Annotated in this window: 23 protein-coding genes and 1 riboswitch; of the genes, 2 read left to right on the forward strand and 21 right to left on the reverse strand. The window is 40.9% G+C overall.

What is annotated here, in order from left to right; all coding sequences use genetic code 11:
• Window positions 1–200: 200 nt before the first annotated feature.
• Complete coding sequence (locus WD019_RS05650; protein ID WP_425710893.1) at window positions 201–1,457, forward strand: MFS transporter; 1,257 nt, start codon at window positions 201–203, stop codon at window positions 1,455–1,457.
• Here WD019_RS05650 and WD019_RS05655 read toward each other — a convergent pair.
• Window positions 1,454–1,921, reverse strand: coding sequence for a DUF441 domain-containing protein (locus tag WD019_RS05655; RefSeq protein ID WP_026676903.1), 468 nt, complete (start codon window positions 1,919–1,921; stop codon window positions 1,454–1,456). The genes WD019_RS05650 and WD019_RS05655 overlap by 4 nt on opposite strands.
• Before the next feature lie 41 nt (window positions 1,922–1,962).
• Window positions 1,963–2,679: a 2-phosphosulfolactate phosphatase gene (locus WD019_RS05660; RefSeq protein ID WP_425710894.1), complete on the reverse strand. Its 717-nt coding sequence runs from the start codon at window positions 2,677–2,679 to the stop codon at window positions 1,963–1,965.
• A 143-nt stretch (window positions 2,680–2,822) separates the two neighbouring features.
• On the opposite strand from WD019_RS05660, the gene WD019_RS05665 reads away from it, so the two are divergent.
• Entirely contained in the window at window positions 2,823–3,344 is a 522-nt protein-coding gene (locus tag WD019_RS05665) for a DUF309 domain-containing protein (protein WP_026676901.1), read from the forward strand.
• 41 nt (window positions 3,345–3,385) lie between these two features.
• Here WD019_RS05665 and WD019_RS05670 read toward each other — a convergent pair whose 3' ends face one another.
• The 19 genes from WD019_RS05670 to WD019_RS05760 form a co-directional block, all read right to left on the reverse strand.
• Entirely contained in the window at window positions 3,386–3,823 is a 438-nt protein-coding gene (locus WD019_RS05670) for a peptidylprolyl isomerase (RefSeq protein WP_026676900.1), read from the reverse strand.
• 94 nt (window positions 3,824–3,917) lie between these two features.
• Entirely contained in the window at window positions 3,918–5,240 is a 1,323-nt protein-coding gene (gene lysA / locus WD019_RS05675) for a diaminopimelate decarboxylase (protein WP_026676899.1), read from the reverse strand.
• A 105-nt stretch (window positions 5,241–5,345) separates the two neighbouring features.
• Window positions 5,346–5,524: riboswitch (Lysine riboswitch) on the reverse strand.
• Window positions 5,525–5,590: 66 nt separating this feature from the next.
• Window positions 5,591–7,063: a spore germination protein gene (locus WD019_RS05680; protein ID WP_026676898.1), complete on the reverse strand. Its 1,473-nt coding sequence runs from the start codon at window positions 7,061–7,063 to the stop codon at window positions 5,591–5,593.
• The gene (locus tag WD019_RS05685; RefSeq protein ID WP_035350223.1) at window positions 7,020–7,622 is read right to left on the reverse strand and encodes a stage V sporulation protein AE; all 603 of its coding nucleotides are present in this window, start codon (window positions 7,620–7,622) and stop codon (window positions 7,020–7,022) included. Before WD019_RS05685 ends, WD019_RS05680 begins: the two co-directional genes overlap by 44 nt.
• A 13-nt stretch (window positions 7,623–7,635) precedes the next feature.
• Complete coding sequence (locus WD019_RS05690; RefSeq protein WP_026676897.1) at window positions 7,636–8,058, reverse strand: stage V sporulation protein AB; 423 nt, start codon at window positions 8,056–8,058, stop codon at window positions 7,636–7,638.
• Window positions 8,048–8,671, reverse strand: a complete 624-nt coding sequence (locus WD019_RS05695) for a stage V sporulation protein AA (RefSeq protein ID WP_026676896.1) — start codon at window positions 8,669–8,671, stop codon at window positions 8,048–8,050. Before WD019_RS05695 ends, WD019_RS05690 begins: the two co-directional genes overlap by 11 nt.
• Before the next feature lie 105 nt (window positions 8,672–8,776).
• The gene (gene sigF, locus WD019_RS05700; RefSeq protein ID WP_026676895.1) at window positions 8,777–9,535 is read right to left on the reverse strand and encodes an RNA polymerase sporulation sigma factor SigF; all 759 of its coding nucleotides are present in this window, start codon (window positions 9,533–9,535) and stop codon (window positions 8,777–8,779) included.
• A 12-nt stretch (window positions 9,536–9,547) separates the two neighbouring features.
• Entirely contained in the window at window positions 9,548–9,988 is a 441-nt protein-coding gene (gene spoIIAB, locus WD019_RS05705; protein WP_026676894.1) for an anti-sigma F factor, read from the reverse strand.
• 1 nt (window position 9,989) lies between these two features.
• A complete protein-coding gene (spoIIAA, locus tag WD019_RS05710; protein WP_026676893.1) occupies window positions 9,990–10,340 on the reverse strand; it encodes an anti-sigma F factor antagonist in 351 nt (116 codons plus the stop codon).
• 97 nt (window positions 10,341–10,437) lie between these two features.
• Window positions 10,438–11,619 carry a D-alanyl-D-alanine carboxypeptidase family protein gene (locus WD019_RS05715; protein WP_026676892.1) on the reverse strand — a complete coding sequence of 394 codons (1,182 nt, stop codon included), beginning with the start codon at window positions 11,617–11,619 and terminating at the stop codon, window positions 10,438–10,440.
• 143 nt (window positions 11,620–11,762) lie between these two features.
• Complete coding sequence (locus tag WD019_RS05720) at window positions 11,763–13,067, reverse strand: pyrimidine-nucleoside phosphorylase (RefSeq protein WP_026676891.1); 1,305 nt, start codon at window positions 13,065–13,067, stop codon at window positions 11,763–11,765.
• A 24-nt stretch (window positions 13,068–13,091) separates the two neighbouring features.
• Window positions 13,092–13,910: a purine-nucleoside phosphorylase gene (locus tag WD019_RS05725; RefSeq protein ID WP_026676890.1), complete on the reverse strand. Its 819-nt coding sequence runs from the start codon at window positions 13,908–13,910 to the stop codon at window positions 13,092–13,094.
• 13 nt (window positions 13,911–13,923) lie between these two features.
• On the reverse strand, window positions 13,924–15,108 hold the full coding sequence (gene deoB / locus WD019_RS05730) for a phosphopentomutase (protein ID WP_026676889.1): 1,185 nt from the start codon (window positions 15,106–15,108) through the stop codon (window positions 13,924–13,926).
• Window positions 15,109–15,315: 207 nt separating this feature from the next.
• Entirely contained in the window at window positions 15,316–16,206 is an 891-nt protein-coding gene (gene xerD / locus WD019_RS05735; protein WP_425710895.1) for a site-specific tyrosine recombinase XerD, read from the reverse strand.
• A 13-nt stretch (window positions 16,207–16,219) separates the two neighbouring features.
• Window positions 16,220–16,450 carry a YqzK family protein gene (locus WD019_RS05740; RefSeq protein ID WP_026676887.1) on the reverse strand — a complete coding sequence of 77 codons (231 nt, stop codon included), beginning with the start codon at window positions 16,448–16,450 and terminating at the stop codon, window positions 16,220–16,222.
• A 170-nt stretch (window positions 16,451–16,620) separates the two neighbouring features.
• Entirely contained in the window at window positions 16,621–17,070 is a 450-nt protein-coding gene (locus WD019_RS05745; protein WP_026676886.1) for a Fur family transcriptional regulator, read from the reverse strand.
• Window positions 17,071–17,185: 115 nt separating this feature from the next.
• Window positions 17,186–17,827, reverse strand: a complete 642-nt coding sequence (gene spoIIM / locus WD019_RS05750; protein ID WP_026676885.1) for a stage II sporulation protein M — start codon at window positions 17,825–17,827, stop codon at window positions 17,186–17,188.
• Between the two features lie 91 nt (window positions 17,828–17,918).
• Complete coding sequence (locus tag WD019_RS05755) at window positions 17,919–19,094, reverse strand: endonuclease Q family protein (RefSeq protein WP_425710896.1); 1,176 nt, start codon at window positions 19,092–19,094, stop codon at window positions 17,919–17,921.
• Window positions 19,087–19,641: an NUDIX domain-containing protein gene (locus tag WD019_RS05760; RefSeq protein ID WP_425710897.1), complete on the reverse strand. Its 555-nt coding sequence runs from the start codon at window positions 19,639–19,641 to the stop codon at window positions 19,087–19,089. Before WD019_RS05760 ends, WD019_RS05755 begins: the two co-directional genes overlap by 8 nt.
• Window positions 19,642–19,735 lie beyond the last annotated feature (94 nt).

Consider the following 19,735-nt stretch of genomic DNA (forward strand, 5'->3'; position numbering starts at 1 on the left):
CCATTAATTTAGAATGTTTGCGAAGAGGGCTTCGCTATGATACATTTCCTTTAAAACGTTCAAACTCGGTCACAACTTAATATTCAAATACAAAGCCGCTAAAACGAGCGGCTTTGTAAATTTCTACCCGACAGAATAAAAACAAGGTAAAAGGAGAGGGTATAAGGAGGATAATTATTTAATTGGAGGACGTATTAAAAATGTCTCAAAAACAAGGAATCTCGGCAATGATTGCCATTAGCTTGATCCCATTAGTAATGGTTTTGGGAAATTCTATGTTAGTACCTGTTCTTCCCACAATGAAAGCGAAATTGCACTTAAGTCAATTTCAAGTAAGCCTGATCATAACTATGTTCTCACTCGCTGCAGGCATTATTATTCCTGTTGTTGGCTACTTATCTGATCGATTTGGCCGAAAGCTCGTTATTGTTCCTTCTTTAATCGTTTACGGCATTGGCGGAATTATTTCAGGTTTAGCCGCATGGTTAATGGACAATTCTTATTCCGTCATTCTTCTTGGCAGAATAATTCAAGGATTAGGAGCGGCAGGCACGTCACCAATTGCAATGGCTCTCATCGGTGATCTATATTCCGGGGCACAGGAAAGCAAGGCGCTTGGCATTAACGAGTCATCAAACGGCTTTGGGAAAATTTTATCGCCAATCATCGGTTCTTCGATTGCCCTTATCACATGGTTTGCGGTATTTTTTACGTTTCCCGTATTATGCTTTCTGTTGGCCCTTTTTGTTTGGTTTGGTGTTAAAGAAAAGAAAAAAGCACAGGGAAAACCGCTGCCAGAATATTTAACCGCCTTGAAAAAAATTTTTAAACAAAAAGGGAAATGGCTTATTCCAGCCTTTTTTGTTGGTTCAACCGGTTTATTTATTTTATTTGGCATTCTATTTTATTTGTCGGATGTTCTTGAAGCAATCTTTAAAGTAGATGGCATTCTTAAGGGCAGCATTTTAGCTATTCCACTTATGGGCATGGTCGTTACATCGTACATTACTGGCGCAAAAATTAAACAAAACAAACCCCTTATTCGAAAAGTTATGATTTCTGGCCTTGTCCTTTTAACAGCTTCTATGTTCGCCGTTGCCTTTTTTAAACAAATTCACCTTATGATCGGCTTGATCACGATTGGAAGCATCGGTACGGGACTTCTGCTCCCCTGTTTAAATACACTAATTACAGGTGCTGTAGAAAAAGCGGAACGCGGGATGATTACTTCTTTATATGGAAGCGTTCGTTTTCTTGGCGTTGCTTTTGGTCCTCCTCTTTTTAGCTGGTTGATGAAAATTTCCCATAAGACCGTTTTTTTCAGTATGGCAGGCTTATGCATCTTGACGTTGATCCTTGCGTTTTTTATGATCAAGCCGGGAAAAACAAAAAAAGGAGCAGCCGGAGAGAAAGAGCGTTTAACTACTCTCTTTAAAAAAAGGGTGCCAACAAATTAATTAAAAAGTTTTGTTATAAGGTAGATCAATTTCATTAATAACGCAGTAATAGCCGCTGCCATAAGAGGGCCGACGGGAATTCCTCGTAAAAAAACAATGCCAATAATCGATCCCACGACAAGACCAACAATTAATTGAGGTTCAACCCTGAGCATTTCGAGCCCTTTTCCATTCATATATGTCGCAAGTGCCCCGCCAGCCAGTGCTACTACTCCTGAAAGTGTCGTAACAAGCGCAATAACATCCTTGCCACTAATTTTCTCGCTGGCGAAAGGCACTAAAACAGAAATTGTTAAAAATAGAAGACCGAGTTCCATTCCGCGCCGTTCAACTGCCGGAAAAAAACGCTCTAATGAAGTAAGTTTCAATACTAATAATAAACTTGCCGCGGTCGCAATAATCGGAGACCTGCCAATTAAACCTATAATGATTAAAAGAACGAGCGCAAATTCTCCTGACAATATATGCATTGATCACAACCCCTGTCCATATCCTCTCTTCACATTTATGAAGATACAGAAGGAAGTATTCTATTTTCTTTGACAAAGGGGACAATATTTAATCGATTTAATCTTCCTGCGAATTGGATATCGTCTATATAATTTTTTGAAACTAATCGTCTTCCGGTTGTTGTTGTTAATAAACGTTCAGGCAGCTGATTGGCTAACTGAAGATAAGAGGCTTCCAGCATTTCGGAAAAATCGCAAACGTGAACGGGATCCGTCCTTTTCTTTAGCAAGTGAATCATGTATCCCGCGGCAAGGCCATCTTCTAAAGCAAATTCACCTCGTGTCCCCGCACAGCAAATCGTAATATCACATGAAAAAGCAAGCGCTTTTTTAGCGCAACTGGATGCATTAAGAAAGGATCCGATCAACACATGATCAGCCAATTCAGCTTTTTTTATCGTTTTTGTTCCATTCGTCGTCATAAGAATTAAACTTTCTCCGTCATGCCTCTTTTTACATATCTCTGTAGGCGAATTGTTGTAATCAAAGCCTTTTCTTTTTTCACAATGCCTCTCTCCGGCTAAAATGGTATTTTCACTTTTTAACGATAAGGCCTCTTGCTCAGTTTCAACCGTGATAACAGTAGAAAAACCAGCATCGAACGCAGCAGCAATTGTCGTTGACGCTCTGAGTACATCAATGACAATGACCGTTTGACCGGCTAGCCGTCCGGACTCTATATCTTCGTGCGTTGGGATGGTCCGAATGATCAAATATCCCACTCCTTTGCTCAATTTAGTCTGTTATTATGTATACCGTTTCAACTGAAAAAAATGGCTTTCCTCTAATGTAAAAAAGAAAATCTTTAGCAAGTGTGCTCCGTTTTTGATAAACTGGGAAAGAAAGGGGAATGAACGTGTATCCAAAAGCACTCATTGATTACCTTACCTATTTTCATGGGAACAGAGACTATTTTGAATGCCATGAAGTACTTGAAGAACATTGGAAAAACGAAGGTGCACAAAATAGCGTTTGGGTCGGCCTTATTCAAATTGCGGTCTCTCTTTATCATCAGCGCCGCGGAAACAAAACCGGTGCTCTTCGCATGATAAAGAGCGCTATTCGTATTCTTTCCAATCAAAAGGAAGAGCTCTCCCGTTATGGCTTACATTACGAGGCCTTAATGGAATTGCTAACGAAAAGGGACATCGAAATTGAAAACGACGAGGTATATTCCGACATGAATTTACCCCTTTTAGATCTTGGTTTACGAAAAGAATGTGAAAGAATACTTCAACAAACCGGACTTCGATGGGGCTCTGAAAGTGATTTCAATAATAAATACATTATCCATAAACATAAGCTAAGAGACCGTACAGATGTGATTGAAGAAAGGCTAAAGCAGAAAAAACAAAAAGCAGACAGGAGAATACCCTAAAAAAGAGGATATCCTGATTTCAGGGTATCCTCTTCTCACTTTTACTCATCAAATACGACGACTTTCTCCATTGTATCGCCGTTTCTCATGTTTAGCACCGTGTCCATTCCTGAAGTCACCTGGCCAAAAACGGTATGAACGCCGTTTAAATGAGGTTGAGCTTCATGAACGATGAAAAATTGGCTTCCCCCGGTATCTTTTCCTGCATGAGCCATAGAAAGAGCGCCTGGAACATGTTTGTGCGGATTTCCTTCTGTTTCGCATTTAATTGTATAACCCGGTCCGCCAGTTCCTGTTCCGTGAGGGCAACCACCTTGACTTACAAAGCCCGGAATCACGCGGTGGAAAGTAAGACCATTGTAGAATCCTTCATTTGCTAATTTCTCAAAATTGGCGACCGTCCCCGGTGCTTCGTTAGGAAATAATTCGAATTCGATTTTATCTCCATCAAGCATTAGTATGTATCCTTTTTTAGCCATAATTACATCTCTCCTTTGTAATAGATCTTCTCTATCATACCATAAAATAGCCAAAGGCAAAAAAGAGACAACATCTATTGTCTCTTTTTTAACTTTAAACAAGCGCACCTTTTCTTAAAGGAACATCTTGCTGGATAATGTTTTCATATGTTTCTCGTTTGACGACGATCTGTTCTTCTCCGTTTTCTACAAAAACAACAGCCGGTCTTGGCAGTCGATTGTAATTGTTGGCCATCGAATAACCGTATGCGCCCGTGCAAAAAACAGCTAAAATATCATTTGCTTCCACTTCAGGCAATTTCAAATCCCAAATGAGCATATCACCTGATTCACAGCACTTTCCAGCGATTGAGACGGTCTTCGTGTATGGGGCAAACGCTTTATTTGCAACCATAGCTTCATAACGAGCCTGATATAACGCCGGACGAATATTGTCGCTCATTCCTCCATCGACTGAGACGTAATGGCGGACTTCCGGAATGTCCTTTTGCGAACCGATGGAATAAATTGTCGTTCCGGCGTCCCCGACAAGCGATCTTCCTGGTTCGATCCATATTTCCGGACATTCTGCCCCTAATTTTTTTGTATGCTTTTTCACTTCTTGAACCATCGCATCGATATACACACGCGGCTCAAGCGGTTGGTCTTCAGACGTATATCGTATGCCGAATCCGCCACCTAAATTAAGCACTTCCGGAAAGTAAGAGTGCTGACTATGCCAGCGGGCCAAATAGTCAAATAATTTTTCAATCGCTAAAACAAATCCTGTCGTTTCAAAGATTTGCGAGCCAATATGGCAATGAATTCCTGCCAGATGAAGGCGTTTTGAGTGTTTTAGAGCATATAGCATCGCTTCTTCTGCCTGTCCATTTTGCAAATCAAAGCCAAATTTCGAATCTTCCTGTCCAGTTAAAATATATTCATGGGTATGTGCTTCAATGCCCGGGGTCACTCTGAGCAAAATTTGCGTCTTCTTATCATATCTTTCACAAAGCTCATGGAGCATCGATAGTTCGTGAAAATTATCGACAACAAAACAGCCGATATTCTCTTTTAACGCAAACTCCAATTCTGCATAACTTTTATTGTTGCCATGAAAATGGATTTTTTCCGTCGGGAATCCCGCATGGATCGCTGTATAAAGTTCTCCACCGGATACAACGTCAAGGCTAAGCCCTTCTTCTTCCATTAGTTGAACCATCGCAATGCAAGAAAACGCTTTGCTTGCATACGCCACTTGCGCTGTAACGCCATGAACCTGGAAAGCTTCTTTAAACGCTCTTGCCCTCTGTCTTATTAGCGCAACATCATATATATATAAAGGCGTACCGTATTTTTTTGCCAATTCAATTGTATCTACTGACCCAATCGTTAAATGCCCTTTTTCATTAATCAAACTTGTTCCATGTAAAAACATTGACCAATCTCCTCTCCGAAAATATAGAGATTCAATCCGACGAAAAATGAAAAGACAGCTAATGCCAAAAAAGGTACATTAACTGTCTTGAACCCGTACCCTCATTGTCGGAATAGCTCTCCACTACGTAATTTGTAGTGACAGTCCGTTGCCTATTTGACAACGACCCAGCATAAAATGGCATGGACCCATTTTACACTTCGGCAAATTGACCTTTCCGATTACTTCATCGTGTCCATTCACTTCATAATCGTACTCATTCGCTTTGCGCCTCTACCCCATTGCGAAGAATGAGGCATATTTAATTATTATGAAAAACTTTAACATACATTCCCCTAATTGTGCAAGGCTTAATTTGATGTTCTTTTCGGATTTTGCGGATGTAAAATACTTGGCCTCATTTTTGTCATCGGTACGGCCACCCGCATAATAATTGTAAGCAGCGCCTTCGCGTTAAATGGCATAAACGGCCATAAATACGGTGTATTTAAATTTTTCATATTCGCAATAAAAATAATAAACAGCGTCAAGCCAATAACATAGCCCGGAACGTGGAAAATCGCGACAAGTAAAAGCAGCAATATCCGAAAAAGATCATTCGCCAATCCTAATTCCACACTTGGAGTGACAAACGTTCCGATGGCTGAAACAGAACTGTATAAAATGACTTCAGGAACGAAAACTCCGACACTGATGGCGATTTGTCCAATGAGCACTGCCGCAACTAATCCCATGGAAGTAGCAAGGGCATTTGGAGTATGGATGGCCGCAAGCCGCAATAAATGAATTCCGACTTCAGCTAATAATAACTGAAGAAAGATCGGCAAATGGCCGTGTTTGTTTGGACCGATAAATTCCAGGCCTTTTGGAAGCAAATGCGGATCCTGCACATATAAATACCAGAGTGGAACAAGCATGATGGCAGCAAGGATGCCGATAAAACGAAACCATCTTTCAAATGCCCCGGTCAGCGGAGTTTGACGGAACTCCTCCGCGTGCTGAACATGGTGAAAATAAGTCGTCGGGGTGATTAAAACGCTTGGGGACGTATCAACCATCACAAGCACGTGCCCTTCTAAAAGGTGCTGAACGGCAACGTCGGGACGTTCAGTATAACGGGCCATTGGAAATGGATTGAATCCTTGCTTGACAAGATATTCTTCAATCGTCTTGTCCGCCATTGGAATACCGTCGATGCTAATTGTGCTTATTTCTTTTTTAATCAATTTTATTAATCCGGGATCTGCAACATCTTTTAAATAGGAAATACAAATATCCGTTTTTGACCGTTCCCCAACCTGTACAATTTCATTTCGAAGCCTTTCATCTCTTAGCCTTCTTCTCGTTAATGCTGTATTGATGATAATATTTTCGGTGTACCCGTCCCTTGACCCCCTGACAACTTTTTCTGTATCCGGTTCTTCCGGATTCCTACCAGGGTAACTACGGACATCAACAATAAATACTTCATCCTCGCCATCTACAAAAATAAGGATTAATCCGGAGAGCAATCGATCAACCGCTTCATCCATATTATCCGTCAGTTCTACTTGTTCATGAGTAATATGATTATGTATGACCTCTTTTACACTATGGGGACTTTTATGCTGGTTGTTCATTAGCATAAATTCCCTCATAATTTGAATGATATAAGTCGTATCGCAAAGCCCGTTGCAATAATAGAGCTGCACTTTTGTTTTCAGCAAAAGCAATTTGCGAACGCCGACATCAAAGGTTTCCCCTATTCCGAGCCGTTTTTTCAACAGTTCTTCATTTTCTTCAATTTTCTTGCTGATTGGTATTTTTGCTTTCTTTTGTGCCACTTACGCCACTCCTTTCTAATATCATTTGGATTGCCTGGGTCGTGATCGGTGCTCCTTTTTCTACTGAATCATACCCGGCCATTTTACCTATATCGCCAACACCGATGACAATAGGCAAATCTAATTCATCGAGAATATATACGGTGTCTCCGTTAATTCTTCCCATTTCTAAATCGGGCAAACCGCTTTTATCAATTCCGTATTCGGTTAAATTACCATAACGATCGATACTGAAATCTACCTTTGTCCATTCGGCATAATGGGTTTTCGAAGCCACGGCGACCGCACCGAGAACTTCTATTTGTGGGTGGCGGCAAATGTCACGCATCGCTCGCTCGCCTGGCCCCTCCCCTTTTTGTCCACAATCATCAAATAAGACAAGCACAGGGTCATACGGAGTCTCTTGAATAAAACGGATCAATTCTCCCCCCGTAATTCTGGTCGGATTGCCCATTGATGCTGATATGCATCGTCCTCCTATCTTCTTTGCAACGAGTTCCGCGGCCTTTAACGCATAAAGATCGCCATCGGTTATGAAAATAACGCGCTTCTTCTTCATGGTGCCTCCCTATTTAATGGTTTACATAATAGACCCAATGAAAAAGTGATCCAAATACTTTTCCGAATACGATGGCCATTAAAATAATAATCAGTTTCTCTTCAAATCCAATCCTTTTAGCCAAAATAGGCAAAACATTGAGCACTTCCGTCAAAGCAGCGGCCAGCATTCCAATAAAAACGCCAAAAAACAAGCCGATTGGAATAAGCAAGAGCGGGGACATGGAAAACGTCAAATGACGCAAATTCATCCAGCCGCCAATAATAGCGCCTAACGTAACACTCGCTTCATAACTGCGAATACGTGAATACGTTTTACTCAATTGCATAAGCCGGGGGACAATTCCTAGAACAGTTAAAAAGGCGACAAATCCCGATCCCACCGCAATCCCTCCGGCAAAGCCGATAAATATGGTAATAAGGATATTAAGTATCATGCAATTTCTTTTCCGTCTCCTTGTTTTCATGTACGATGACATATTGATCCAAATCTTGTTGATAATTAAACATTTCTACTTCGAGCGGGCTTGGTTCTTCATTAAATCGTTTTTTAAATAAATGGTTGAAAAAGAGAATCATCCCAATGCCAAGTCCAAACGAATAAGGGATTTGCAATAAAAGGGGGCGGTTATTTTGTTCCCCTGTTATCATGTAATAAATTTTTTTATGGACAATCCCCATACTGACATCTTCATGAAAATTCATAATTGCAAGTGATGAACCGAAAAACAGAAGCAGCCAGACAAGAAGGAAATAGACGGGGGCAAGCTTCTTTTTTTCATATTGGATTTCTAATATCGTTTGCGCCGGTCCAACCGTTTGCACATCGATCGACTCATAGACATTATGAATATGTTGAATTACTTTGATGACATCGATGACAATGAGATGCTTGTCTTCCGGTTTTACGTGGTGAATGATTAACGCCTTTACTTTTTTATGTATTTCGCCGGGAGCGACAATTTGAGCGATTTCGCTAAGTGTGACCTTCTGGTTTGGAACAACCTGGACGCGCTGTCTCATTCGGATATAAACCGTTAAATTTTCCATATCTATACTACCTACTTTCGCCCTCAAGCTATATGTTTAGTATGCTTTTCTCGATTTGAATTATTCAGCTTACGTTTGATTGAATATAGAAAAACCAGATGGAAACTATGTTTCCATCTGGTTTTTCATATAGAGCAATATCTTTTTTTCAAGACGCGACACTTGAACTTGTGATATGCCAAGCCGCTGTGCCACCTCTGATTGTGTTTGATCTTTATAATAGCGCAAATAAACAATGAGCTTTTCCCGCTCATCCAGCGCTTCAATCGCTTCCTGTAGCGCAATTTTATCAAACCATTTATTTTCCGAATGGTCCGCAATTTGATCAAGCAATGTAATCGGGTCGCCATCGTTTTCATAGACGGTTTCATGAATGGAGGTTGGGGCTCTAACCGCCTCCTGCGCCAGAACAACATCTTCTGCCGTAATTTCTAATTTTTCCGCAATCTCGTTAACAGTCGGGGTGCGTCCAAGCGTCTTTGAAAGTTCGTCCTTCACTTTACGTACTTTATTCCCCATCTCTTTAAGGGATCTTGACACTTTCACCGTTCCATCATCCCGGATAAATCGTTGAATTTCTCCAATGATCATCGGTACCGCATAAGTCGAGAAGCGAACATCATACGATAAATCAAATTTATCGACCGATTTTAACAATCCGATGCTGCCAATTTGGAATAGGTCATCCGGTTCATAGCCACGATTTAAAAAACGTTGAACGACAGACCATACGAGTCGCATGTTTTTTTCGACAATCATTTCTCTTGCCGATTGGTCGCCTTCCTGGCTTTTCTTTATAAGCTGTTTAATTTCTTCGTCTTTTAAATAAGGTTCGTTTTTGTTGCCTTTAACCTCAACATCCATAAGGCATACCCCTTAATTGCATAACGCTTTATTTTTTGCAAGGTATTTGGTTAAGTGAATCGTGGTGCCAAACGACGGTTCTGAAATAACTTCGACCTCGTCCATAAAGTTTTCCATTATGGTAAAGCCCATGCCTGACCGTTCTAATTCCGGCTTGGACGTGTATAAAGGCTGTCTTGCTTCATCCAGATTTTTGATTCCGACGCCTTCATCACGAATCGTTAACTTGACACGGTCTTCATCAAGTTCGACTGTAATGTACACTACGCCATTTGGGTTATTTTCGTATCCGTGAATTATGGCGTTAGTTACTGCCTCCGATACCACAGTTTTAATTTCAGTGAGTTCATCAACAGTTGGATCTAATTGGGCGATAAATGCTGCCACTGTCACGCGTGCAAACGATTCATTCTGGCTTAAACTTGAAAATTCGAGTTTCATTTCGTTTTTCATATTAAGCCACCCCCAATGTTTCGAGGGCATATTTTTCATTTTCTTCAAGCCGGACAATTTTAAAGAGACCCGACATTTCGAAAAGCCGCTTGACCGAAGGAGATATTGCACAAACGACCATTTCGCCATTTTGGCTTTTAATCTGTTTGTATCGGCCGAGGATGACACCAAGCCCTGAACTATCCATAAAATCCAATCCTTCTAAGTTGAGGACAATATGCCTGATGGCGCTTTCTTCTAATGTTTCATTGACCTTGTTTCGAAGTAAATCGGCTGTATGATGGTCCAGTTCACCTTCAAGCCGGATACATAATACGTTATCTTTAATTTCCATGTCGATGTGAAGACTCACATTCCTCTCCTCCTTATGCTTGGATATGTGAATCTTCTATAATGAGCCTCCAAATTCCTTCACAGTGACAAAACTAGTGTGAATTCGCTTCTTTCTGTCAAGTACCGTCACCTTTTACTTTGACAAAATCACCTAATGTACGTTTAAACAGTTTCCACCAGGAAGCGCTTTGAATATTATCCGAGGCCAGAAGGGGGCTTTTCGTCACTATTTTGCCGTTTTTATAGATTTTAAGCGTCCCGACTTCATCCCCTTTTTTAATTGGCAATGACAAGTTTTTATCCGTTTTTATTTCTTTTCTCACTTTGCTCGTCTCTTCACCTTTTTTCAATAGTAAAGAGATAGTTTCAGACGTCACTACAGGAAGTTTATGTTTATTTCCTTTTGAAATTTTAATTTCTTTCACAATTTGATGGCGGTCAAATAGTTTTTTTGTTGCATAATGACCGAATGCGTAATCAAACATTTCGGTAATCTCTTTATTTCTTTCTTTCGGAGTCGGCGCCCCCATCACGACGGCAATCACTCGCATTCCATTTTTCTTTGCGGTCGCTGTTAAACAATATTTTGCTTCATTTGTAAAGCCCGTTTTTAAGCCGTCAACCCCAGGGTAAAATTTCACGAGACGGTTCGTGTTGACAAGCCAGAACTTTTTATCACTGTTCTCACGCAAATAATCCTCATATTGGCTAGTAAATTGCGTAATTTCCTCATGTTTCAAAAGCTCTTTGCCCATAAGCGCCATATCATAAGCACTCGAATAATGGCCTGCTGCCGGTAAGCCGGTTGGATTTTTAAAGAACGTTTCTTTTAAACCAAGTTCTTTTGCTTTCCGGTTCATCATATCGACAAAGGCGGATTCCGATCCTGCAATATGCTCGGCCATGGCGACAGATGCATCGTTCGCGCTGCCGATCGCGATCCCTTTCAATAAATCTCTCACCGTCATTTTTTCACCGGGTTCAAGAAAGATTTGTGAGCCCCCCATTGAGGCGGCATGCTCACTTACCGCAACTTTGTCGTCCCACTTGATTTTTCCTTGATCAAGCGCCTCCATGATTAGCGTCATTGTCATGATTTTCGTCATGCTTGCAGGCGGCAGCTTTTTATGATCATTTTTTTCAAAAAGCACCTGTCCGGTATCCCTTTCGATGAGGACCGCGGAAATGGAGCTTTTTGCAAATCTCGTATCATCTTTTTTCTCAGCTGCATCCGTTTTTATTGAAAATAGCGAAAAGCATAAAACAGAAACTAGCATGCCTGATATGTACCGTTTCATAACCTCATTCCCTCCGTGATAATAATCTTGTAAACCTGCCTCCACTTGCTTTTTGCACATGTATAACATATTTTTTCCAAAAATAATTTATTTATACAAATAAAAAGACAAACACCAGGGTGAATTCACCCTGGTGTTTGTCTTTATTCTTTTATTTCTTTGTAAATCAAAGGCGGAGCTTCTACAGGTTGAGATGAGATTGAATACGCTTCGTAAAGTTTACCAACTACTTCTTGAACATCTTCTTTATTGCTGTAAATCGTAACGAGTGACTCTCCCTGTTGTACTTTATCGCCGACTTTCTTTCGAAGCACCAGGCCGACAGCTAAGTCTATTTCGGATTCTTTCGTCGCCCGTCCAGCGCCAAGCAACATCGCCGCTGTACCGATTTCGTTGGCAATAATACCAGAGACATAACCGCTTTCTTTTGCTTCAAGTTCAAACTTGAAACGAGCCTGCGGAAGTTTAGAAGGATCATCGACAACCGATGCATCCCCTCCCTGAGCCTTTAAAAATAGTTTTAATGTTTCAAGTGCCTTGCCATTTTCAATTGCTTCTTTTAGCTGTTTTCTCGCTTCTTCATGCGTCGGCGCTTTTTTAGCAAGGTAAACCATATGGCTGCCGAGTGCCAGGCATAACTCTTCCAAATCTTTCGGTCCATTTCCTTTTAACGTATCGATTGCTTCTTTTACTTCTAAGGCATTGCCGACCGCATATCCGAGCGGCTGGCTCATATCCGAAATGACAGCCATTGTTTGCCGACCTACTTGATTTCCGATTTCGACCATTGCCTTTGCCAGTTCTTCGGCTTCTTCCACCGTTTTCATAAAGGCGCCGGCGCCTGTTTTCACATCAAGAACGATCGCATCAGCACCTGCTGCAATCTTCTTACTCATGATCGAACTTGCTATTAAAGGGATTGAATCAACAGTAGCGGTAACATCACGAAGGCCATACAATTTTTTATCCGCAGGTGTTAAATTTCCGCTCTGGCCAATGACCGCCACTTTATTGGCATTGACTAAACGAATGAATTCCTCGTTATCAATCTCGACATGAAATCCCGGAACGGATTCCAGCTTATCGATCGTTCCTCCCGTGTGCCCCAATCCACGCCCGGACATTTTAGCTACCGGCACACCAACGGCGGCAACAAGTGGCGCGAGAACGAGTGTTGTCGTATCGCCGACGCCACCTGTTGAATGTTTATCAACCTTTATTCCGTCAATCGCAGAAAGATCGATTTGGTCGCCCGATTCGACCATCGCCATCGTTAAATGCGCGCGTTCGTTCGTTGTCATGTCCTGAAAATAAACGGCCATGGCAAAGGCAGACATTTGATAGTCTGGGATCACTCCGTTCGTATACTTTTCGATCATAAATTTAATTTCGTCTTTTGACAGCTCCCTGCCATTGCGCTTTTTTTCAATCAAATCAACCATTCTCATCTGAAAAGCACCCCTTTGTCGTTATCACATGCTTTTTACAATCTGTTTAACAAGCGATAAAAAGTTCGATTTTACTTTTTCTGTTGTTTCCATTACTTCATCATGGGTCAGTGGCTGATCCAAAATGCCTGCTGCCATGTTGGAAATGCAGGAGATGCCGAGTACTTTCATTCCTGCATGGCGGGCGACGATTACTTCGGGAACTGTTGACATCCCTACGCTATCCGCCCCGAGCGCCCTTAACATACGAATTTCTGCAGGTGTCTCATAACATGGTCCTGTGTTCGCTACATAGACTCCTTCTTTTAATGAAATGGATAACTCCTTTGCAGCCCGCCTCGCAATTTCACGCAATTCTTTCGAGTAGGCTTCAGACATATCCGGGAAACGAACACCAAGTCGATTGTCGTTCGGTCCAATAAGCGGATTTGTGCCAAGATTGTTAATATGATCAGTGATCAACATTAAATCTCCCGGTTCGAACGAAGTATTAACACCACCTGCAGCATTTGTAACAATAATGCTTGACACTCCGATTTCTTTCATTACACGTACAGGAAAGGTTACTTTTTCCATGGAGTATCCTTCATAATAGTGAAAGCGTCCTTGCATGGCAATTACTTGCTTGCCTTCAAGTTTTCCAATGACGAGTTGGCCGGCATGACCTTCAACAGTTGATACCGGAAATTCCGGAATTTCTCGGTAAGGAATTTTGATGGGATCTTTGATTTCATCTGCTAAAATGCCTAACCCGGAACCGAGTATTAATCCGATAGAAGGTTTTTCCTTTAATTTCTCTTCAATAAAACGAGCCGATTTTTCTATTTTTTCAAGTTGTGACATAATCGTTTACCCCCTAGTTTAATTGATTTAAAAAACTTACTCCGTTATCTGGCATTTTAATCCCGAAGTTATCAGCGATTGTTGCGCCGATATCGGCATAAGTCGAGCTTACTTGCAGTTTTTTTCCTTCATTTATCTCTTTGTAATAGACGATAAGCGGCACGTACTCTCTCGTATGGTCTGTTCCATGATGAACCGGGTCGTTACCGTGATCGGCGGTAATAATTAAAAGATCATCCTCATGAAGTTTATTAAGGACTTCCGGTAGACGGCTGTCAAACTCTTCTAGCGCCTTGCCATACCCTAGAGGATCGCGGCGATGACCGTAGACGGCATCAAAATCGACAAGGTTTAAAAAATTCAAGCCTGTAAACGCTTTATCCATTGACTTGACGAGTTGGTCCATTCCATCCATATTCGACTTTGTCCGAATGGTTTCAGTTACCCCTTCGCCATCGAATATATCGGAAATTTTCCCAAGTGCAATTGAATCATATCCACTGTCCTTTAATTCGTTCATAACCGTCCGCCCAAACGGTTTAAGCGCATAATCGTGGCGATTCGCCGTCCGCTCAAATTGTCCCGGCTTGCCGACAAATGGGCGTGCGATAATTCGTCCTACCATATATTTCTCATTTTTTGTCATTTCTCTTGCGATTTCACAAATATTATAAAGCTCATCAAGCGGCACAATTTCTTCGTGAGCAGCAATTTGCAAAACAGAGTCTGCTGATGTATAGACGATTAAAGCACCGGTTTTCATATGTTCTTCGCCCAGTTCCTTAATAATTTCCGTTCCGGAAGCGGGTTTATTGCCAATTACTTTTCTGCCTGTTTTTTCTTCTAATTCTTTAATCAGCTCTTCAGGGAACCCTTCAGGGAATGTTTGGAAAGGTGTATCAATTCGAAGACCCATAATCTCCCAATGCCCTGTCATTGTATCTTTCCCGTTCGAAGCTTCTTGTAACTTAGCATAGTGCGCGAGGGGATGTTTTACTTTTTCTATTCCTTTTATTGGTTCAATACAGCCCAAACCGAGCTTCTCCATATTTGGCATATGTAAACCATTCATTTTTTCTGCGATATGTCCAAGTGTATTTGCACCCAAATCATTAAATTTTGCCGCATCAGGCGCTTCCCCTATGCCGACTGAATCCATGACAATAACGAAAACTCGTTTAAACCGTTTATAACCCATACATTTTCCTCCTACGATAAAAATCACAATATAAACTACTATCTCCTAATGTCCAACAAAGAAAACTATTTACATATGAGGTCAGAAGTCAGACATCTTATAGGTGAACAACAGCTTTTGCAATTGCAAAAGCATGACTGATTCATTAAAGTTATACCTCTTTTATTTTCTCATATTTCAAAAAAGAGTACAAATAAAATTTGATGTTTATGCCCGTGGATGAAACGATGCGTATATTTCCCTTAAACGCGTTTTTGAAACATGTGTATATATTTGAGTCGTTGAAATATCCGCATGACCTAACATTTCTTGTACAGCCCGTAAATCAGCGCCATTTTCCAGCAGATGAGTAGCGAATGAATGCCGTAACGTATGGGGGGTTAGCTCTTTATTAATGTTCGCTTTTTGCGCAAGCTGCTTTAAAATTTTCCAAAAACCTTGTCTTGATAGACGATTGCCATGATGGTTCAGAAAGAGCGCTTCCGGTTGTTTCCCTCTCGCCAATACGGGGCGCCCTTTATTCAAATACAATTCGACTGCTTCATTGGCCATGCGACCGAGCGGAATAATCCGTTCTTTATTTCCTTTTCCAAGACAGCGAACAAAGCCCATCGATAAATGAACATCGGTTAAGTTAAGATTGACTAGCTCTGATACACGTATGCCTGTAGCATATAAAAGCTCCAGCATTGCTTTGTCCCGAATCCCGAATGCATCATTTCGTTCCGGTGTATCAAGCAAAGCCTCTACTTCTTTGGTGGAGAGTACTTTCGGCAGCCTCCGTTCGGTTTTCGGCGTTTCAATATGTACGGACGGGTCGGATTCCGCCGCTTTTTCCCTTAATAAAAATTGATGAAAGGCCCGAATAGAAGCAATATGTCTGGCAATCGTCGCGGAAGCCTTTCCATTATCTTTCAAATGAATTAAAAAACCCATTATGTTCCCTCTTTGTACATCATTGATTCTAGAGATTTGATCTACTTTTTGCAGGAACTCAATATAGTGGGTTAAGTCTCGCTTATAAGATTCAACTGTGTTTGTTGAAAGGCCGCGTTCCACTATTAAATAGTGTATAAAATCAGAGACATGATCCCGCATTTGTTTTCGCTCCTTATTCACCCGACTTGTAAAAATAGAGCAATCGCTCCATTCTATTTCCGCCTTCTTCAGAGAGATTAAGTTGAAAAACTTTAACCGCTTTTCCTTCTGGCTCGTCGTATCTATGATAGTCCTCATATTCTTGATTAAGCCATCTGAGTCCATAATAGAACATCGCTGTACAAATTGAAAACGCAATGAAAACCTTTACCGTGTTCCAGCATAGCTTTAACCATGATTTCATGCCTGGCTTCCTCCCGTACTTTTCGCTTAGACACCTAAACTTATTTATTAGTACAGGTTATGCCAATAAAAAGTATCATTATACTAAAATTTTTCCACTCTCTTTAACGTTAACGGATTCTTCCGGTTTTGTAAAACAAAAAGAAACCTTCATCACTAAAGGTTTCAGCTTTAAGATTCCGCCTTTTCGTGACAACGATGACATATTCCGTGAAACGTAAGACGGTGATCTTTTATTTTAAAGTTCCAACGTTCTTCCACAATTTTCTCTACATCGCCAAGTAAATCTTCTTGAATTTCATCTACTGCTCCACATTCTAAACAAACGAGGTGATGATGAAAATGTTCCGCACCTTCCGTACGCAAATCATAACGGGACACACCATCCCCGAAATTAATTTTATCTACTACCTTTAACTCAGTCAACAGTTCCAATGTTCGATAAACGGTAGCCAAACCAATTTCCGGTGACTTTTCTTTTACGAGAAGATAAACATCTTCAGCACTTAAATGATCTTCCTCATGCTCAAGGAGGACTCGGACCGTCGCCTCTCGTTGTGGAGTCAATTTATAACTTTGGGAATGCAACTGCTTTTTAATCCGGTCTAGTCTGCTTTCCATACCTTTATCCTCCCTTAATATAAACCACTTTCATTATAAGGGATGGAAAGAAAAACTGTCAATTTAAAGTAATTTTAAATTACATGTAGTATCCATTCTTTTTTAATAATAATTATTATCTGGTTAGACTAATGACACTTTTCATTAACCCCGGTGAAACGTACGCCTCAAATGCCGACACAATGATTAGAAAGATCCCCATTCCGATAATTAAACAAGAATACTTAAGGAAGGATGGGAAAAAAGGTTCGTTCGTTCGTTTCATAAACTGTTTTCTAATCATTTTAATAGAAAACGAAATGGAAGCGGCTGTTACAATAATAAAGCAAGGAACGAGAACTAAATTTTGCGGAAGAACAGAGACAAACGATAATAAAAATCCGTGCCAGCCCATTTGATTGACAAGAAAGCCAACCGTAAATCCTACGACGATCCCTTTCACAAATAGAAGAATTAAAATGATGGGCAGTCCGATAACAGAAAGACCAAGAAGCCACATAATGGCAACATATTTTAAGTAATAGCTATAGCTCTGATGGAACATATCTGCTGCCCGCGCAAAATTTCCGTCCGATACCTGGCCAAAAAAACGGGATACATACGTAAATAAATCATGCCGCTGCGCGTCGGTTAAACTATTGACAATTACGGCTCCGAAAATAATGCCCATTAAAAAAAGAACCGTCACAAACGCGTACAATGAATAATTTTCTTGAACGTGCAGTCGAATCGATCTTTTTATTTTATTGACATGCATTCTGATAGCCTCCCTTTTTCTCTTAATTCATTCTATGAGAAAAGCCGGGAGATATGATAGGTTTTAAAAGGAAGCAGAAGAATCCGCTTCCTTAAGAATTTTTTATTTTGCCATAAACTCCACCGCCTCCAGTTTGAATGAGGAGTTTACCGGCTCTAGCATTTAAAATCATTGTAGCTAGTTCTGGCTTTACGACTTGTTTCAACTGTGTCTCTGAAACTTCATGAAGAATCGCCATATCCGTTCCAAAATGGTCGCGAAGTTTTTCAAGCGTCTTCTTACCAAGTGAGGGGAGAAATTCAAGCGGCACCTGATGTACATATGGCGGGCGGGCGCGCCGCTTTTGCTTTCCACTTTCGCTAAGCTCGAACAACCTGTCGCGCACCCCTTTGACAAATCGCCTGCTTCCGCAAAAGGGACATTCAAGCGTGGAAATATCGTTAAACCCAGCCCCGCATTTTTCACAGGTCGTTTGATAATACTTGCCTAATTTAGGATTTAATCCAAAGTTTGCGATCACTTTACGGCCGTCTTTTTCTAAAAGCGCAAGTTCAAGTTCTTTGAATGTCGGTTTTGCCATCTGGACGATTTGATATTCTCTACCGATTTTTTCTAGAGAATGCGCATCTGAATTTGATAGAAACGTATACTTTTCTAATTCTTGAATCGTCTCGGCCATGTGGGTGTCGGAACTTAATCCAAGCTCAATTCCATCAATAAGGAAGGGATCGAGCACTTCAGTGAGGGTTGAACAGACTCCTTTGCCATACAAGCTTTTATGAGGCGTAAAGACATGAGCCGGAATAAATAATCCGCCCAGCTCTTTTACTTTCCGCTGCAGATTTTTCCCTGTTTCATAGATTCGCTGCGAGCTTAATGTAATATTTTTCATTCGTTCCGCTAAATAGTGGCTAAATTGTTTCATTTTCTCGAGTTTAGGCATAAAAGCAAGGACATGAATAGGCCCGCGGCAACTTTCGTCATATACTTCAATTTCTGATCCTAAAATTAAACAAATATGTTTAAACCAGACCCCGCCTTCTTCATGTTCAAAGACTTCACCTTCAGCGATCAGCCGTTCAAGTTCTGCAATTATTTCTGGAACATGACAATCGATGACTCCGATCATGTTCATTCCTTTAACATTTGCGGCCGTTTCTAAAATATTTTTTAACGTTAATGACCGTGCCCCTGTTATTTTAACCGGTTTCCCCGAATCCGTGCGGCCAATATGAATGTGAAGATCTGCATAATAGCGATTAAGCATTTTTTCTCATCTCTTTTTTGAGTTGTAAATATTGAACGGCAAATACTGTTTTTGCGTCACAAATTTGTCCATCCGCAACATACTTTAACGCTTTATCAAGCGAAACTTCGATTACTTCCACAAATTCATCATCATCCGTTTGTTGCTCAACGGCTTCCTTCAACGTGTCTGTATAGTAAATATGAATCAATTCATCCGAAAATCCGGGAGCTGTATAAAAGGAAGTAACGTGGGCAAGCGTCTGGCACTCATATCCAGTCTCCTCCAGCAACTCGCGCTTTGCGGATTCTTCTGGGTCTTCCCCTTTTTCAAGCTTCCCTGCTGGAATTTCAATGATCGTTTTTTCAAGCGGTTTTCGGAATTGGCGCACAAGCAACAATTTATCATGAGGAGTTAACGCAATGACTGCTACCGCTCCCGGGTGTTTAACAATTTCGCGCTTACCTTTCTTTCCATCCGGAAGCAGCACTTCATCTACCTGGACATCAATGATTCTACCTTTAAAGATTTCTTCTGTAGATAATGTTTTTTCTGTTAAATGGTCCATCTATATTCACTCCAGTTCTATTCTACTCATCCTGTACATAAAGTCTACCATAGAACAAATACTATTCCTAATCAACATCGAAAAGGAGCCGGGA

This window comes from Fictibacillus sp. Mic-4 (genome assembly GCF_049843615.1).
In the GTDB taxonomy this organism is placed as follows: Bacteria; Bacillota; Bacilli; order Bacillales; family Fictibacillaceae; genus Fictibacillus_A; species Fictibacillus_A gelatini.